The sequence below is a fragment of the Sphingomonas sp. S2-65 genome, assembly GCF_021513175.1.
GTDB lineage: Bacteria > Pseudomonadota > Alphaproteobacteria > Sphingomonadales > Sphingomonadaceae > Sphingomonas.
On record NZ_CP090953.1, the window covers coordinates 2,346,926 to 2,363,731 of the forward strand.

13 protein-coding genes are annotated in these 16,806 nt (G+C 66.6%); 12 read left to right on the forward strand and 1 reads right to left on the reverse strand.

Annotated elements, in window-relative coordinates; genetic code table 11:
- Window position 1: 1 nt before the first annotated feature.
- From tssF to LZ586_RS11025, 12 genes are all read left to right on the forward strand, one after another.
- Complete coding sequence (tssF, locus tag LZ586_RS10970) at window positions 2-1,864, forward strand: type VI secretion system baseplate subunit TssF (protein WP_235076339.1); 1,863 nt, start codon at window positions 2-4, stop codon at window positions 1,862-1,864.
- The gene (gene tssG, locus LZ586_RS10975; RefSeq protein WP_235076340.1) at window positions 1,828-2,862 is read left to right on the forward strand and encodes a type VI secretion system baseplate subunit TssG; all 1,035 of its coding nucleotides are present in this window, start codon (window positions 1,828-1,830) and stop codon (window positions 2,860-2,862) included. Before tssF ends, tssG begins: the two co-directional genes overlap by 37 nt.
- Window positions 2,859-5,597 (forward strand): type VI secretion system ATPase TssH, encoded by a 2,739-nt coding sequence (gene tssH, locus LZ586_RS10980; protein ID WP_235076341.1) that lies wholly within the window; start codon window positions 2,859-2,861, stop codon window positions 5,595-5,597. The genes tssG and tssH overlap by 4 nt, the downstream gene beginning before the upstream one ends.
- Window positions 5,598-5,691: 94 nt before the next feature.
- Complete coding sequence (locus tag LZ586_RS10985; protein ID WP_235076342.1) at window positions 5,692-6,618, forward strand: M15 family metallopeptidase; 927 nt, start codon at window positions 5,692-5,694, stop codon at window positions 6,616-6,618.
- Entirely contained in the window at window positions 6,615-7,214 is a 600-nt protein-coding gene (locus LZ586_RS10990) for a hypothetical protein (protein ID WP_235076343.1), read from the forward strand. Before LZ586_RS10985 ends, LZ586_RS10990 begins: the two co-directional genes overlap by 4 nt.
- Window positions 7,215-7,326: 112 nt before the next feature.
- The gene (locus LZ586_RS10995; RefSeq protein ID WP_235076344.1) at window positions 7,327-8,796 is read left to right on the forward strand and encodes a class I SAM-dependent methyltransferase; all 1,470 of its coding nucleotides are present in this window, start codon (window positions 7,327-7,329) and stop codon (window positions 8,794-8,796) included.
- Window positions 8,793-9,092 carry a hypothetical protein gene (locus tag LZ586_RS11000; protein ID WP_235076345.1) on the forward strand — a complete coding sequence of 100 codons (300 nt, stop codon included), beginning with the start codon at window positions 8,793-8,795 and terminating at the stop codon, window positions 9,090-9,092. Before LZ586_RS10995 ends, LZ586_RS11000 begins: the two co-directional genes overlap by 4 nt.
- A 6-nt stretch (window positions 9,093-9,098) precedes the next feature.
- Window positions 9,099-9,938, forward strand: a complete 840-nt coding sequence (locus LZ586_RS11005; protein ID WP_235076346.1) for a hypothetical protein — start codon at window positions 9,099-9,101, stop codon at window positions 9,936-9,938.
- 40 nt (window positions 9,939-9,978) lie between these two features.
- Complete coding sequence (locus tag LZ586_RS11010; RefSeq protein WP_235076347.1) at window positions 9,979-10,311, forward strand: PAAR domain-containing protein; 333 nt, start codon at window positions 9,979-9,981, stop codon at window positions 10,309-10,311.
- Window positions 10,312-10,342: 31 nt separating this feature from the next.
- Window positions 10,343-13,897 carry an RHS repeat-associated core domain-containing protein gene (locus LZ586_RS11015; protein WP_235076348.1) on the forward strand — a complete coding sequence of 1,185 codons (3,555 nt, stop codon included), beginning with the start codon at window positions 10,343-10,345 and terminating at the stop codon, window positions 13,895-13,897.
- A gap of 5 nt (window positions 13,898-13,902) precedes the next feature.
- Window positions 13,903-14,328, forward strand: a complete 426-nt coding sequence (locus tag LZ586_RS11020; RefSeq protein ID WP_235076349.1) for a hypothetical protein — start codon at window positions 13,903-13,905, stop codon at window positions 14,326-14,328.
- Between the two features lie 232 nt (window positions 14,329-14,560).
- Entirely contained in the window at window positions 14,561-15,109 is a 549-nt protein-coding gene (locus tag LZ586_RS11025) for a hypothetical protein (protein WP_235076350.1), read from the forward strand.
- 685 nt (window positions 15,110-15,794) lie between these two features.
- Here the strand turns inward: LZ586_RS11025 and rsgA are convergent.
- Window positions 15,795-16,730 (reverse strand): ribosome small subunit-dependent GTPase A, encoded by a 936-nt coding sequence (gene rsgA, locus LZ586_RS11030; protein ID WP_319937976.1) that lies wholly within the window; start codon window positions 16,728-16,730, stop codon window positions 15,795-15,797.
- Between the last annotated feature and the right edge of the window lie 76 nt (window positions 16,731-16,806).

A 16,806-nucleotide genomic window follows, 5' to 3' on the forward strand; every position in this document is an offset into this window, starting at 1 on the left:
AATGGATCCGCGGCTGCTGCGCTATTACAATGACGAGCTCGCGTATCTGCGCGAAGCGGCGCGCGAGTTCGGCGACGAGCACGAGGCAGTGGCGGGGCGGCTTGGCCTCAAGACGCCGACTGACCCTGACCCTTATGTCGAGCGGCTGCTGGAAGGCGTGGCGTTCCTCGGCGCGCGCGTCCAGCTGAAGCTGGCGGACCAGTATCCCGAGTTCACCTCGCACCTGCTGCACGCGATCCAGCCGCACTATTTGGCGCCGATGCCATCGATCTGCGTCGCCGGCTTCGAGCCGAAGGAAGGCGACCAGATGCTGCTAAAGGGACACAAGGTCCCGCGCGGCACGACGCTGACGGCCACGGCGGCGGACCAGGACAATGCGCCCGTCCTGTTTCGCACGGGGCACGATCTGACATTGTGGCCGGTGAAGCTGGTCGAGGCGGAATACCTCTCCACCCGCGCCGCGGTCGCCTCCTATGCGGCCGCGGGGAACGTCCGCGCGGAGGCCGGGCTGCGGCTGCGATTCGTGGCGATGCCCGGCGCCGAGCTGCCCAAGGTGATGGCGAAGGAACTGCCGCTGTACCTGCACGGCACCGAGGCGGTACCCAACGAACTGTATCGCCAGTTGATCGGCGAAACGCTGTCGGTGCTGGCTCGTTCGGCCGATGCGCCACCGAACGTGCCCTGGATGGCGCTGCCCAAGCCGGAGCAGGTGGGCTTCGAGGATGAAGAGGCGCTGCTGCCCGCGGACCAGCGTGCGTTCCGCGGGTACCGGCTGCTTTCGGAATATTTCGCCTGCCCCGAACGTTTCCTCTTTGCCAAGCTTAAGGGGCTGGACCGCGCGTTCAAGGCATCGCCCCAGGCATGCGACGTGGTACTGCTGTTCGCGCGCTCTTCGCCCGTGCTGGCGCGTGCGGTGGAAGCGAGCAACTTCAAACTGTTCGCGACACCCGCGATCAATCTGTTCGAAAAGCAGCTCGACCGAGTGCAGGTGCGTGCGCACGATCACGAGCTCCACGTCGTGCCCGATCGCACCAAGCGGTACGATTTCGAAGTGTTTCGCCTCACGGAGGTCAAGGCGTACGCCCGCGACAATGTCGATGCGCGCACGGTGGCGCCGCTTTATGCGTTCGGAGCGCTGCTCTACGATTGGCGCGAGGCGCTGTTCTATTCGACCCAGCTGCGTCCCCGCCGCCTCTCCACCCGCGAGCAAAGGCTGCGTCGGCGCGGCGAATATGTCGGCACCGAGACGTGGATCAGCCTGACTTCACCGGGGGACGCGTCACGGCTGGACGACGTCCACGAACTGGCGGTGCGCGCGCTAGTGACGAACCGCGAGCTGCCCGAGCTGCTGACGTTCCGCGGCGACCAGCATTTCACCGTTTCCGGGGTGCCCGCGCGGGCAGTGTCGGTGCTGCGTGCGCCTACGCGGCCGCGTCCTCCCCTAGGACTGGGCGACGCCGCATGGCGAGTCATCGCGCACCTGACGCCCAATTACGTCACGCTGGCGCCCGAGGATCACGACGACCCTGCGGCACTGCGCGATCACCTCGCGCTATATGGCCGGCAGGACGATGCCGTGCTGCGCCGCCAGATCGACGGGGTGCTTGGCATCCGCTCCAGCAAGGTGATGCGCCGCGTTCCGGGGCTCGATCGCATGGCGCTGGCCCGCGGGCACAAGATCCGCATCAAACTGGATGACGCCGCCTTCGACAAGGGAGGCATGTTCCTGTTCACCGCCGTGCTCGAGCGTTTTCTGGCCGAGTTCGCCAGCATCAACGCATTTACCGAGTGCAGTTTTTTCAGCCCGAACGAAGGGGAAGTCGCGCAATGGCCGCCGAGGATGGGGCGCCAGCACAGCATCTGACCTTCCTGCGCCGGGTCGGCGAGCAGGCGAGGAAGTTCGGGATGTTCCCCGCGGTTCGCGGCGCGGAGGCGCGCGCGCCGCATCTGCCGCGCGTAGGGCGTGCGCGTCGGCCTAGCCAGAGCGTTGTCGACTTGGCGCAGGTGCCGGCGATGCACTTCCCCGCGCCGACGCTCCACTCGGCCGAGCTACGCGGCGAGCGCATCCAGCTGAACGGCTATTGGCTGGGGCTGACCGGCCCCAATGGCCCGCTGCCGATGCACCTGACGGAATTCGCCACCTTCGAGCACCGCTATGCCAAGCAGCGGCCGTTCGGACGGTGGCTGGACGTGCTAGCCAATCGGATGCTGCAGTTGTTTTTCCGGGCATGGGCGGATTCGCAGCCGGTTTCGCACGCGGACCGGCCAGAGGACGACCGCTTCGCCGGGTACCTAGCGGCGTTGTCCGGCGCCACGGAAGGCGTGTCTCCGCGCGCGCTGTTCCCCGCGCAGGCACGCGTGCACTATGCCGCGCTGTTCGCCTCGCGGCGCAGCGCGATCGGGATCGAGGACGCGCTCAGCCATGTGCTCGGCCAGCCCGTTAAGGTCATCGAATATCGCCCGCGCTGGCGCGACATTCCCGAGGAGGATCGCAGCCGTCTGGGCCGCAGCTTCGCCGGGCTGGGGCAGGATTTGGTACTGGGCAGCCGCATCCGCATGGCGTCGGACGCATTCAGCGTGGTGATCGGCGCGCGCTCCTTTGCCGAGTTCGAGAAGCTGCTGCCCTCTGGTCCGCGCTTTGGCATCGCATCCGAAGCGCTCGACGCCTTCGCGCCCAGCCATCTGGAATGGGATATACGGATCGAAATCGCCGAGCGGGACGTTCCAGCCGCGCGGCTGGACGGACGTACCCGGCTGGGCTGGTCGGGCTGGATGAGTCCTAAACAATGCGACCGCGTCCGGTCAGACGCGCACTTGCGGCGGCTCAGGCCCGCACACGCCGCCATGGGGGGATTGCAATGACGGAAATCAGTCGGACGGCCCTGTTCGGTCGCCTCAACGCCACCGCACTCAAGGCGGTGGAAACCGCCACCACCTTCTGCAAGATGCGCGGCAATCCCTATGTCGAGCTGGCGCATTGGGTGCACGTCCTCCTCCAAGACCCTCGCGGAGATCTCGCGGCGATCCGGACCGCATTCGGGCTGAACGACGCCAAGCTGGTGGAGGGCACCGTCGCCGCGCTCGATGCGCTGCCGCGCGGCGCCACCGCCATTTCCGACTTCTCGCCGCAGATCGAGGAGGCGATCGAGAAGGGCTGGCTCTACGCCTCGCTGCAGTTCAGCGCCGGGCGCGTGCGCACTGGCCACTTGCTATATGGCATGCTGAAGACGCCTACGCTGCGCAACGCGCTGTTCGCGCTCAGCGGCGAGTGGCGCAAGGTGCAGGCCGAAAAGCTGGGTAGCGACTTCGAGACGATCGTGGCGCAGTCCGCCGAAACCACGCAACGCGATACGCCAGCTCCCGCGGCGAGCGGCGAAGGCGAGGCACCTGCCGATACCCGCCTTGTGGCCGCGGGTGAGGCACTGGTCAAATTTTCCATCGATCTGACCGCCAAGGCGAAGTCGGGAGAAATCGACAAGATCGTGGGCCGCGATGCCGAAATTCGCCAGGTCGTCGATATCCTGCTGCGCCGCCGCCAGAACAACCCGATCCTCGTCGGCGAGGCCGGTGTCGGCAAGACGGCGGTGGTCGAGGGTTTCGCGCGCCGAATCGCCGACGGCGACGTGCCCCCATCGCTTCAGGGGGTCACGCTACGTACGCTCGACATCGGGCTGATGCAGGCTGGTGCCAGCATGAAGGGTGAGTTCGAGAAAAGGCTGCGCCAGGTCATCGACGAGGTCGAAAGCTCGCCGACCCCGATCATCCTGTTCATCGACGAAGCGCATACGCTGATCGGCGCAGGCGGCCAGGCCGGCACCGGCGACGCCGCCAATTTGCTCAAGCCGGCGCTCGCACGCGGGCGACTACGCACCATCGCGGCGACGACCTATGCCGAGTACCGGCAGTATTTCGAGAAGGATCCGGCGCTCACCCGGCGCTTCCAGACGGTGGATGTCGGCGAGCCCGAGACCGACAAGGCAATCGACATGATCCGTTCGGTCGCACCGATGATGGAGAGCCATCACAACGTGGTGGTACTGGACGAAGCGGTAGCCGCGGCGGTGACGCTCTCGCAGCGCTACGTCCCCGCGCGGCAGCTGCCGGACAAGGCGGTCAGCCTGCTCGACACCGCCTGCGCGCGTGTCGCGGTATCGCAGCACGCGACACCCGCCGCGGTGGAGGACCGCCGCCGCAAGGTCGAACTGCTCAAGGTGGAGCGCGAGGTGGTCGCCCGCGAGAAGGGCGGCCAGTACCGCGCGGACGATCGGCTGGAGCGGATCGACGAGGAACTGGACGAAGCCCGCGCCGCACTGGACGCAGTGACCGCCAAGTGGGAGCGCGAGAAGGAAGCGCTGGAAACGGTCACCCAGGCGCGCACGACGCTGCGCGATGCCCGCGGCGAGGTCGACGGCGACGACGTGCCGAACGAAGCCGGATTGCGCGACGCGCTCGACGTCGCGATCGCCACCATGCGCGAGGCGCAGGAGGACACGCCGATGGTCTTCGGCGTGGTCGACCAGGACGCCGTCGCCGCAGTGGTGGGCGATTGGACCGGCATCCCGGTGGGGCGCATGGTCAAGGACGAGATCCAGAGCGTCCTGACCATCGCCGATCAGCTCAAGGCCCGCGTCGTCGGCCAAGACCATGCGATGGATGCCATCGCCAAGCGCATCCAGACCAGCCGCGCCAAGCTCGACAACCCGAACAAGCCGGTGGGCGTGTTCATGCTGTGCGGCCCCTCGGGCGTCGGCAAGACCGAGACGGCGCACGCGCTGGCCGAGTTGCTGTTCTCCGGCGACGATTCGCTGATCGTCATCAACATGAGCGAGTTCCAAGAAGCGCACACCGTCTCGACGCTCAAGGGCGCGCCCGCGGGCTATGTCGGGTATGGTCAGGGCGGCGTGCTGACCGAGGCGGTGCGGCGGCGCCCCTATTCGGTGGTACTGCTCGATGAAGTCGAGAAAGCGCACCCGGACGTCCACGAGATGTTTTTCCAGGTGTTCGACAAGGGGTTCATGAACGACAGCGAAGGCCGGTTCATCGACTTCAAGAACACGATCATCCTGTTAACCTCCAACGCCGGCACCGACCTGGTGATGAGCCTGGCGGAGGATGAGGAGATGAAGCCCGAGCCCGAGGCGCTGGCATCGGCGCTGCGCCCCGAACTGCTCAAGGTGTTCCCGCCGGCGCTGCTCGGCCGCCTGCTAGTGTTGCCTTATTATCCGCTCAGCCCCGACATGCTGGCCGGCATCGTCCGCTTGCAGCTAAAGCGCATCGCCCGGCGGATCGCGGACAATCACAAGATCGTGCTGACGTTCGCCGATTCGGTCGTCGACCTGATCGTGTCGCGCTGCAACGAAGTGGCATCGGGCGGGCGCGTCATCGACGCGATCCTGACCAACACGATGCTGCCTGAAATGTCGATCGCTCTGCTGGAGCGGCAGATGGGCGGCGAGGCTGTGGATTCGATCCAGGTTGACACCGCGCCCGACGGCTTCCGCTACAGCTTCGGCACCAAGGGGGAGCATGCCGCGGTCGCTGCGCCAGGCACCCCCGAGCGCGCGGAGCGCGTGGCGGAGGTGCAGGAGCATAGTTAAACGCCCGCTCGGCACGTCCGGAGATTTCCAGGCGCCGTCGGCAAAGGTACATATTCAGGGCCCACACGTGCGGGCAGTGGCAAAGGAGCAGGCTATGTCAGCGGGAATACAGGGTTCCGTCGGGCTGGACGGTGGCAATGCGCGCAGCGACACGATCGCGGTACAGACGCTGCTGACGCGCGCAGGCATGCAGCTGGGGCTGATCGATGGGCGCTGCGGTCCCAAGACGATCTCGGCCATCATCCATTATCAGCGCGGGTTCCTGCGCACCCCGGACGGACTGGTTGAGCCCGATGCCACGACGTGGCGCCACTTGACCGGGGGGGGCGGCGCGAGTGCGAGCGCCGCGCCCACACCCATCCGCAGAGTGACGCCGGTCCGTACCCCTACCCGGGTCGGCTTGGCACAGGCTGCGGCCGCGGCCGTGGCCGCGCCCCGAGTGCCTGCCCAGGCTGCCGCACCGACGCCGGCGCCGAACAGTTCGAGCAGCTTCCTCACCAAGCTACCCCGGCCCCCGCGCACCTCGCTCAACAAGGGGCTGCATTCGCCGGGGAATACTCTGTTGCTGGGTAAATACGGTGCGCCCCGGCAGAACTACTCGCAGAACGACCAGCCGATCACCAACGAGAAGCTGAAGCGGATGATGACGACCGAGCATGTCGGTCCGTTCAAGGTAACCGGCATGGCGCCCGCGGTGGCCAGTCTTCGTCAGGTGTTCGCGGATGTTCAGGCGCAGATGCCGACACTGTACAACGCGCTGGGCACGGCGGGCATGAAGTGCGTTCGGTATCAGCGCAACTCGACGACTAAGATCTCCAACCATAGCTGGGGTACGGCGATCGACCTGACGCTGAACGGCAAGCTGGATGGCCGCGGCGACAACAAGGTCTATCACGGGCTCGTCCTCCTCGCACCGTTCTTCAACGCCCGCGGCTGGTATTGGGGGGCGGGGTTCAGCACCGAGGATGCCATGCATTTCGAATGCAGCACCTCGCTGATCGCGAGCTTCCCGTCGGCATGAGCGCGCGTCTTCTCCTCGCAGGGTTCGCCGCGGCCGCGCTGCTCGGCTGCAACTCGGTCGTCGCTTCGAACTCCGACGCGCCGGCCACCAGTGCAATTGCCGCGTCCGAACCCGTCACGGCGCCGACGCCCGCCGCTGCCCCGGCACCTGGCGCTGCAGCAGTGGCGGATGCACCGGCTGCGCAGGCAGGGCTGACCTGGTCGCAGGACCCGACGAGCAAATGCGGCTTCGTCGCGCCGCGCTCGCTGGGGACCGGCCCCACGTTCTGGACCGGCGACTGCCCCGGGGGCAAGGCCGACGGCCTGGGGATGCTCCGGCGGCGTGACGGCGGGCAGGCGGGCACGGTCTTCTATGGCGAGCTGCGTGCCGGCGTGCCGGTGATCGGTGCCATCGACGACGACGGCTATGTCGTCGGCAAGTTCGTCGGCGGTGATCTGGTCCAGGACAGCCTCGAGCCCCAGGTAGCGATCGATTCCTTCCGCACAGCGGCCAAGGCGGCGCGAAGCGTAAGCGCACGGTTCAAGGCGCAGAACAACGCTGGCTCCGCGCGCTATTATGCCGAGACCGCCGAGCGGCTCGAGATGCAGATCGAATGAAGCCGGCCACGCCGGCAGGGTTCCGCCCCTCTGTCCCCGGCCCGGGCCGGGGTCGTGCACTAGCGTCGCGGGACTACCATATGGTCATCCAGACCCCGGAAATGCGGATCGAATGACCCCCAGCCTCCAGCCGTCCGAAGCCACAGACGCCGGCGGGCAGACTGCGCCGACGGCCTATGACGAAGTCGCTTATCCCACGGCGATCTTCAGCCAGACAGCACCCGATCGAATGGCGACGATCGCGCGGCTCGCAGGGCTGTCTCCGCCACCTGTTGCCAATGCCCGCGTGCTGGAGATCGGCACGGGCGACGGCATGAACCTGCTCGCGCTCGCCGCGGCCTTCCCGCAGGCGCGGTTCACGGGGTTCGACCTTGCACCGACTGCAATCGCGCGCGGCGAACGCTGGCGGGCACTGGCCGGGCTGGACAATATCGAGCTGCGCGTCCTCGACATCCTGGACGCGGGCACGCAGCTGGAAGGGCCGTTCGACTATATCATCGCGCACGGTATCTATGCGTGGGTGCCGCCGGAGGTTCGCACCGCGACCATGGCGTTGATCGGCGCGCTGCTGGCGCCGGACGGGGTCGCTTTCCTCAGCTACAATGCGATGCCGGGCGGGCATCTGCGGCAGGTGCTGCGTGATGCGCTGCTGCTGCAGGTCGGCGATCTGCATGGGGCCGAGCGCTGGCGCGCGGCGCGGGAGTATCTGAGTGCGCTCGCCGCCGAGCCCGAAGGACGCGAGAACCCGGCCCAGGCGGCGTTGCGCGATGCTGCCAAGCACACGCTGGACAAGCCTTGGTCGGTGCTGTGCCACGACGATCTCGGCGCGCACTTCCACCCGCAATCGGTGATGGACGTCGCCGCTGCGGCGGCGGAAAACGGGCTGCAGTTCCTCGGGGACGCGGATCGAGAGCAGATGGGCGATGCCTTCCTGCCGGAAAACCAAGTTCCCGAAAGCGACGCGACCGGGCAGCTAGTCCGTTTGCTGCAGGCGCGCGACTATCATGATTTCCGCTTCTTCCGGCAGACGCTGCTGGTGCGCGATTCCGTTACCCCTCAGCGGCGGATCGATCTGAACGCTCTGGACGAGCTGTTCGCCGTCACTCGCTGCCGCCGCGACGGGGAAGGCATGTTCCGCATGAACGCCAACGTCTTCGAAGTGCAGGACGCGCCGCTGGCGGAAGCGCTGGGGCGGCTGGTCGACGCCCGCCCGGCGCGGCTGAAGGTGCGCGACCTCGTCGACACCCCGGCACGCCGCATCGCCTTGTTCGAGATGTTCGACGCCGGGCTGATCGACCTGTGCACCGACGCGGAACCCTATGCCGTGGAGGTGAGCGAACGCCCCGCCGCCAGCGGGCTGATCCGCGCCATGCTGGCCGAGGGATTGGAAAACATCTGCACATTGGATCACCGGTTGATGACCATAACCGAACACGCGCCCCGCCATCTGCTGGCGCATCTCGACGGCACCCGCGATCGTGCCGCGCTCGCTGTGGTCGCGGGCGAGTTTGGGCTAAACGGCGACGAAGCGCTCGACAGGGGACTGCGCACGTTGGTGACCGAGGGGCTGATCGCAACATGAAGATGATGACGCTGCTGGCGCTTCCCATCGCCGCCTGCGCGCTGCCCGCCGATGCGCAGGGCCGGGCGGAGCGCGCCGAGCTGCCCACTGGCGTGCGCGCCTTCCTCCAGAAGCGCGACCGCTGCGACCATTTCCGCGGCGAGGAATTGGAGTATCCTGCGGGCGCCGCTGAGATCGCAGCTCAGCTGGACCGGCTGTGCACCGGCAGCGACGCCGAACTCGCCCGGTTGAAGCGCACCCATGCCCGCAAGCCCGCCGTGCTGCGCGTGCTCGCGCGCTACGCGAAAATCGAGTAACGCGCGGTGGCGCTCTCGGGATCGGTGGGGCGGGGCGGCGCCAATGTACCGGCGGATGTCACCGCCGTGCAGGAGCGCCTGAACCTGCGCATCGCCGAACTGGGATTGCAGCCGCTGCCGATCACCGGCGCGATTGACGCAGCCACGATAATCGCGATCGGACGCTACCAGTCGCTGGTGCTCGGAACGCGCGCGGATGGGCGTGTGGCCCCGGCGGGGCGCACCGACGCAGCGCTGTCTGACACCTCCCCCATAGGGGTGCTGCGCGATCGCCTGCGCGCGCAGGCGGCGGGCATCCGGCTGAGCGGCGCGGAGTGGTTCGCTGCGAACGAGGCGCGCTTTCCCAACAGCAACCGGGTGGCCGATCTTGCCCCCGGCTTCGCGACCCAGACCGGCCAGTTCCTGGCGGCGTTGCGCCAGGCGGGGGCTGTGGTCCGCGTCAGCTCGACGCTGCGCAACCGCAACCGAGCGTGGATCATGCATTATGCCTGGCGGATCGCCAGCGGCGAGGTAGAGCCTGCTGCGGTGCCGCCTAACCCCGAAGTCGACATCCTGTGGGATCACGGCGACGCCAGGGCGTCACGCCGCGCGGCGCAGGCGATGGTCGAGCTGTTCGGCATCCGCTTCAAGCCGTCGATCACCTCCAATCATATCGCGGGCACCGCCATCGACATGACGATCACCTGGGACCAGCCGATCCAGGTACTGGACGCGGCGGGCCGCGCCCAACGTATCGACCAGCCGCGCTCGGGCAACGACAACACCGATCTCCACGACGTGGGCGCGACCTACGGCCTTCACAAGCTGGCAACCAATCCGCCGCATTGGTCCGCCGATGGCCGTTGAGCGTTCTTCCGCCCAAGCGCCACGAAACCGGGAATAGTTCATGCCGCCTGCTGCACGCACCACCGACACCGAAGCTTGCCCCGTCAAGAACAAAGGCACCATCGTTACGGGCGAGAAGACCGTCCTGATCATGGGGCTGCCCGCCGCGCGCAAGGGCGACACGCTGGATTGCGGCAGCCCCAGTCAGATCGAATCGGGATGTCCCACCGTGAAGATCGGCAACAACGAAGCTGCGCGTATCGGAGACACAACGTGCCATGGGGGCAAGATCGCGACCGGGGCGCCCACCGTGCTGATCGGCGACGGCGCCAGCGCACGCCGGACGACGCTTGACGCCGCCCACCGCAACGCCGCACCGTTCGTAACGGAATGACCGCTTTCTTGCCTCCGCCGGACGAGCGCCGATGACGAGCGGGCCGCCGCCTGCGATCCTGTTCGCCGACGTCGCCGCGGTCGATGTCGCGGGCTGGGCGGCGGCGGGGCAACTCTATGCCCTGGTCGACGGCTGTGTCTCGCCCGACATCCCGGCCATGGCGGAGGTGTCAGCCCCCGAGCGCGCTGCCTGCCTGTATCTCGGTCGCGCTGCGATCAACTACCGCGAGAAGGCGCCGTATCTCTTCCGCATCAACGCGGCGCAGGCGCAAGCGCTGGCGATGCGGTTCGACGGACAGCCCTGGGGCGTGTTCCTGATCTCTGGCGCCGGGTTCGACGGCACCCGCCGCCATCTCCGCCGCTTCCTGAGGGTCCGCTCGCCCGAGGGGGATGGGTGGCTGTTCCGCTTCTACGATCCCCGGCTGCTCCCCGCCTTTCTGCGCAGTTCGACCCCGGACGAGCTCAACGCCTTCATGGGACCGGTCCAGGCCTTCCTGACGGTCGATAAGGGCGGCGACGGCGTCATCGCCTACCGGGCACCGGAGATAGTGCGCGCGGCGCCGCGCCCGGCAGTCGGCGCACGGCACCGCATCAGCACCGCCAATGTCGCCGCATTTCGCCGCCGAGCTATGGGCGACCGGCTCGCCGCCACCTTCAATGGCACGCCGCAGCGCGCGCACCGCGACCCGAAGTCGGATGACTTGCTGGTCACCAATCCCGACGGTGGCACGATGCGGCTGGGATTTGGCGGCGACGGCCAGCTCGATCGGGTCATCAGCCCGCTGGGCCGACAGTGGCACCTGCGCGCGACCGAGCGCGGCAAGCCGGTGGGCATGCGGCTGCCCTCCGGGCTGGAGCTTGGGCTCGCCTATGACGGGACGGACGATCTCGCCAGCGTGTCGCGCGGCGGGCGCGAGCGCTTCCGGACGCAGCACGATGTCCAGCACCGGCTAACGCGAGTCGATTTCCCCGACGGCAGCTGGGCCGGCACGCAGTATCGCGACACCGGCATCGACGCCGCGCGCGACACAAGGGGCCGATTTATCACTGCGGAGCGGGACCGGGTGGGCCGAGTCGAGCGCTTCGAATATGACGGTGACACGCTGGCCGCGGTAGTGGACGGCAACGGCAACGCCACGCGATTCCGTTATGGCGCCGGCGATCGGCCCGAGGCGCAGGTGCACGCCGACGGCAGCCGCGAGCAATATGTCTTCGATCCCGCCGGCCGCGTTCAACAGATCACACGTACCGACGGCCACGTCCTGGACGTGGCGCAGAACGGTGCCGGGCAGGTCACGCGCCTGGCAACCCCCGATGGCGAGGTCGCCACCTTTGCCTATGACGATGCCGGACGGCTGGTAGCTGCCCGCAACGGCGATGCCGCGCTCGCTTGGCGCTATGACGCGGCGGGCCGGCTGGTCGAGGAGCGCCAGGGCGATCACCTAGTCGCGTATCTCTATGACGATGCGGGCACGCTGACGGGCATTACCTATCCCAGCGGGGACACGATCCGCTACACCCGCGATGCCGACATGCGGCTGTCCAGCATCACGGACTGGGCGGGCCGCCGCCATGTCATCGACTATGCGCCCGAGGATGCCGGCTGGCGGATGACCGCGCCGGAGGGGGTATCGACCACCGCGTGGCAGAACCCGGTGGGGCTGACCACCGCAGTGCGAGTCGAGGCAGCGGGCGCACCGGTGTTCGAGCAGGGCTTCGGCTATGACGACGACGATCGGCTGTGCGAGCAGCGCGATACGCGGGTGGGCGCGACCCGCTACGGCTATGATGCCGAGGGGCAGCTGCTCCGTGTCGAGCGGTCAGCCGGCGCCGACGAGGCGTTCGGCTATGACGGCGCGGGCAATCGCATAGCTGGACCTGCCGGACCTGCGCAGTTCGACGCGCTTAACCGCATGGTCGAGCAGGGCGCCGAGCGCTTCGCCTATGACGCACGCGGAAACCTGGTCGAACGCAGCGGCGGCGTCCGCGCCTGGCGCTATGCCTATGACGGCTTCGACCGGATGGTGCGTGCCGAGGACGGCGCCGGGCTGGTACTGCGCTTCGGCTATGACCCGCTGGGGCGGCGGATCTGGAAGGAAGTGCTGCGAGGCGGCGAGCAGCGCATCACCCGCTATGTCTGGGCCGGCGAGCAGCTGATCCGCGACGTCGAGCAGGTGCATGGCGGCACCGGAGCGGAGTGGACGGCCGGCGCCGCAGCCCGCACCCGCGACTATGGCTATTGGCCGCAGCAATATACGCCGCTGTTCCTGCGCCAGGACGGCGCGGTCTTCAACTATCACAACGACCCCGCCGGCACGCCGATGCGGTTGACCGACCCGGCAGGGCGCGTGGTGTGGGAAGCCGAGCGCGCTGGCTTCGGTGGGTTGAGGGTGCTGCTAAGCGTTATTGACCAGCCGCTGCGCATGCCGGGGCAATATTGCGACGCCGAAACGGGGCTGCACTATAATCGTTTCCGCTATTACGATCCTGCGCTTGGCCGGTACCTGACCCGAGACCCGATCGGCATTGCTGGCGGGCTTAACCTGTACGCGTATGTCGGCAATGACCCGATCAATCGGGCCGACCCGACAGGGCTGTGGTGGAAGATGGCCGCGGCGATTGCCGGCGCAGTGGTCGCGGCGGTGGCCGTGGTAGCGCTCGCGCCCCTTGCCGCGCCATTGCTTATCGTTGCGGCAGGTGCCGCAGCGGGCGCGGCGTTCTTCGGGCTCAACGAAGCGCTGAACCAAGAGACATTTTGCGGCTCTTGCATCCTCTTGGCGATGCTGAAGGGAGCAGTGGTCGGTGCGGTTGCAGCAATTCCCGCGGCGTTCGTGCCGCTGGCGGCTGGGGTCGGGCTTTACGCTCTTGGCGGAGCCGCGAGCGGCTTTGTCGGCTATGCCGGCGAATTGGCCTGGGACAACCTGACCGGCAACCCCCGGCCCTGGAGCTGGCCGGATGCCGCGGCGGCCACTGGCATCGGCGCGGTTACGGCGGGTGCTGGGCGCTATTTGGGCATACGTTATGGCGGGCGTCCCGCCTCCGGGGCTGCAGGGGCTGCTGCCCCAGACGGCGCTTCGCCGGTCGCATCTCATGCGGACGATGGGCTTGGCGCGCCTCACAATACCACGCCAGATGTTCCCGAACGGCCTGCTACCGGCCCCGGCTCAGCCGGACACAAAGCTGAGCGGTGGCAGGATTATCAAGACCGTGGCGGCGAATGGGATTATGATCGATGGGCAAAGACCTATGATCGCAACATGCAGCAGGCCCGTTTGGCTAACCAAGCGGTGGACGACTACCATTCCAAGTTAGGTTGGGGCCAGCGAGAGGTTTCAATCGATGCCAACGTCGACGGTGTCGATCATGTTCGCCGACTTGACATTGCCGACAAGGAAACCCTTCGCGGCGTCGAGTATAAGACGGGATACCAAACCGCAAATCAGGATAATCTTTGGGAGGTCGCCCGTGACAAGGCGCTTATTGACAAGGAAGGCTGGGACATCGAGTGGGTGTTTAGAGACAAGCCGTCACAGCCTTTGCTGGACGCGTTGGATGATGCGGGCATACCCTATAAACTTGGAAAATAACGCGCATGGATGAAGTATCTGACGAGGATAAGTTCGAATACTGGCTGATGGATATGGACGATGCTATTGCCCGGTTTTCGCAGCTTGTGCCGCAGGATGTGGCGAAGAGCTTGAACTTCGAGGCAGATTCACTTCCTGTCCTCGAAGGATGGCTGCTCGATCGCTATCCTGATGTCGCGAGCGCACGAGCGCCCTCCGAGGCAAAGGTGCTTGACGGCGCAGCGCGATATCTCGGCGAAACCTTTCGAAAGAACGCCGGCGGCAAATGGTTCATCCGTTTCGACGATGAGAAAAATGTCTTCTTCGGCATACCCCAGATCAAGGGAATGCGGACGCAAACTGGCCAGCTCGCGCCCCTGACACTGGTTACCGCTTCGTTGGACCGTCGCACCGGCAAGTTCTTTCGTAAGATATTCGACAACAATTCGTAAGAGCCGCGAGAGCTGTTTCGTCATGGCCTGCAAGGCGGTGCGCGCCGGGCTCGGCGTGCGCAACCGCATGTTGTTGAGCATGTGGGAGCCGAGATGAGGTCGCAGACAACCGCTACGTTCGATGCGCTCCACAAAGTAGAGTGGTTCGAGAAGATAGGCGTGCGCCACACCGAGGCAGCGGATGTCCTGGCGTCCTGGGACGCGGCGCGTATATCGGGGCCGTGAACTCCGGATGGCGGCAAGCGCCCACGCCGATGTGAAGCAGTTTCGAAGCTGGGATCAGTCAACGATCAACGACGCTCGGCTCGAAGACCATACCGCCCCGATCATGGCGCCGTTTCGTACCAAGATCGCCCTAGCCTGGTCCGATACCGGTGAGAAGTTGCTGGGTAGCTCCGGGATAAGGATCCAGCAACTCGACACCTCAGGCGCGCTGGAGGGACAGCCGATCCTGGTACCCAACACGGATACGCGGCGGTCTCCTTCGCTGGCGATAGTAGGCGATCGCCTGTGGGTCGCCTGGATCGGCAGCGGAGACGGTGAAATCTATCTCGCACGCGACAACGGACCTGATAAAGCCGGCTGGGAGCGCATGCCCCCGCCCGGGAAGTTCTCGTTCAGTGCGCCCGCCTTGTGTGACATGGGCGGGATGCCGGGATTGTTCTGGCGCGGCAATGACAGCCGCGTGCGCATGTCGTCATTCATCGACGTCGGTGGACAAGCGAGCAGCAACTGCCTGTGCAGGGCGACTTTCCGGTGGATTCGGACGTACATGCCCTGATGCTCGCCGACGAGGTCATGGTATCCGCCAGCTCGAACAATGTGACCTATACGACTTTCGGCCGACTGGTCCCCAAGACCTGAACTGCCCCGGCAAAGGCGCAAATCCCGTCAGGCGCTACGTACACGATGAAAGAGACTGCAATCTGGTGCGGGAGCCGGACGCCGAGCGGGCCCAGGTGTTCAAAGCGAGAGACTGGGGACGGATCGATTGTCGGCAACATGCCGGCTCTCCCTTGCGCGCCTCGCTCGGCGGCAGGGCGTCGCCGATTTCGATCCAAGGAATCGCACCGTCCTAGTCGCGCCTAAGCGAGCGCCTCCACGCGCTCATAAACATGATCGGCGCCCGGCACCATGGAAGCACTCGACGGCAGGACTTCCGCCAAGCGCTCCTCTTTGGGTCTCAAGGGGCGCTCACCCTTAACCCGAGGGTCACGAAAATCTCCCAGTCGACGAAATCAGATGCGCAGCGGGACGTGGGCGGCTTTGGCGGACATGGTGGCGGGGGCGAGGCCGCGGCGGAGAAGGTGGCGGGGCCGAGAACCTCGGCGCGAACAAGCCGGACGCTGCGCAGCTCGTCAGAAAGGGCGGAAACGCCACGAACAATGATCACGTCATCGTCACCGCAACGCTGAACAGGCTTCCATCAACGGCTCTAAGAGCCGTGCCTTTAGCTTTGGCTCATGTCATCTCCTGTTTCCGGCTCTTCCAGCGCGTGAGCGGCGAACCGCCGCCGCGCCGCTGTTCGCCGCATCCTCCTGGGCAAGCTTACGCCACCGGTCAACGCGAGCGGGATCAAGATCTCCTTTCCCCATCGCGGCCCGGATCGCGCATCCCGGCTCGTCGGCATGGGTGCAGTTCGCAAACCGGCACTCGAGCGCCACGGCCGTGACGTCGTCGAAGACCTCGGTCACGCCTGAGGCCACTTCGGACATCTGGAGCTCGCGCATTCCGGGTGTGTCCACGAGCCAGCCGCCTCCGTCCGCGCCGCCCGCGAGGCGGTGCATCTCGCGCACGGTCGTCGTGTGACGGCCTTTGCCATCGTCCTCGCGGACAGCCTGGGTCGCGATGCTGTCCGATCCCTTGAGCGTGTTTACCAGCGTGGACTTGCCGACGCCGGACGATCCCACCAGCGCGACTGTCTGTCCGAGGCCGCAATAGCCTGCAAGGTGGGCGGCACTCGCCGGATCGCGCCCGTCGACCAGATCCACCCGCAACCCCGACTGGAGCGCGCGTGTTGCGTCGGCCAAGCGCTCAGGCGCAGGCGACAGGTCGGCCTTGGTGAGCACGACGACAGGACGGACCCCCACCTCGCGCGCGAGCACGAGATAGCGCTCGATACGCGCAACGTTGAAGTCGTGGTCGCAGGCCGTCACCACGAAGAGCGTGTCGACGTTCGCGGCGATGAGCTGGACCCGCCGACTATCGCCCGGGGCGGGCCTTTTGAACAGGCTCGACCGATCCAGGATGCGCACGAGATTTCGAGTTTCCCGGTCGATCAGCAGCCAGTCGCCAACGGTGGGACGGTCCTCCGCTCCCGCTTGCCCGGGGAAACTGGACGAGATCGAGCCCTCGAACCCCTCACCCGAGACACTCACCCTTCCGCGATGCACCGAGATCACGCGGACAGGCTGGCAATTGTAGCTCTGCTCGGCGGAGACCTGCTCGCTGAAGAAAGGCCTCCAGCCAAGCTCCGCG